Source organism: Rhizobium sp. 01T444 (assembly GCF_056398305.1).
In genome coordinates this window covers 1-587 of the sequence record NZ_JBFTPD010000294.1, presented here as the reverse complement: position 1 = coordinate 587, position 587 = coordinate 1, and the positions used below count along the sequence as shown (strand labels likewise).

Genomic DNA, 587 nt, shown 5'->3' with positions numbered 1-587 from the left:
CCCAAGGCGTCGGCGCGCTGKTGCATGCGGGCGATGTTGCGCTGCATCCGGGAGAGCGAAACGATGGCGGCGGGGGTATCGAGAGTGGCGAGGGTGTTCTCCATGGTGTTCGTTCGATTCAGTCGAGGTATTCGCCTTTGGCCTTGAGGGTCGGCACGTCGTCGCGGATGCCGCGCATGATGAGCGCGGTGACGGCGGCGGGCGTTGCATCGGCGGCCGCGGGCAGTTCCACGCCGAGGCCTTCCATCTGCTTGCGTAGCGCGGGATCGGCGACCGCGTGCTGCAAGGCGCCGGTCAGCCTCGCCAGCACGGGCTGGGGCGTTCCGCGCGGTGCGAAGAAGGCGTTCCATGAGCGCACGTCCAGCGGATAGCCGGCTTCGGTCGCCGTGCCGGTGCGGGGCAGTTGCACGAGACGCGTCCCTGACAGCACCGCGACGGCCTTGATGCGCCCGCCTGCGATCTGGGGCAGGGCGGTGGTGGTCTGATCGCACATGAAGTCGGTCTGGCCGCCCATCAGGTCGTTGACCGCCGGCGCCACGCCCTTGTAGGGCACGTGGGTGGCGTTCTGCCCGATGGAGGACAGCAAC

1 protein-coding gene is annotated in these 587 nt (G+C 68.9%); it reads right to left on the bottom strand.

The features are described 5' to 3' along the window. Window positions 1-118: 118 nt before the first annotated feature. Window positions 119-587, bottom strand: a 469-nt coding sequence (locus AC1DTN_RS38530) for a tripartite tricarboxylate transporter substrate-binding protein (RefSeq protein WP_477925466.1), incomplete at its 5' end; no start/stop codon positions are given.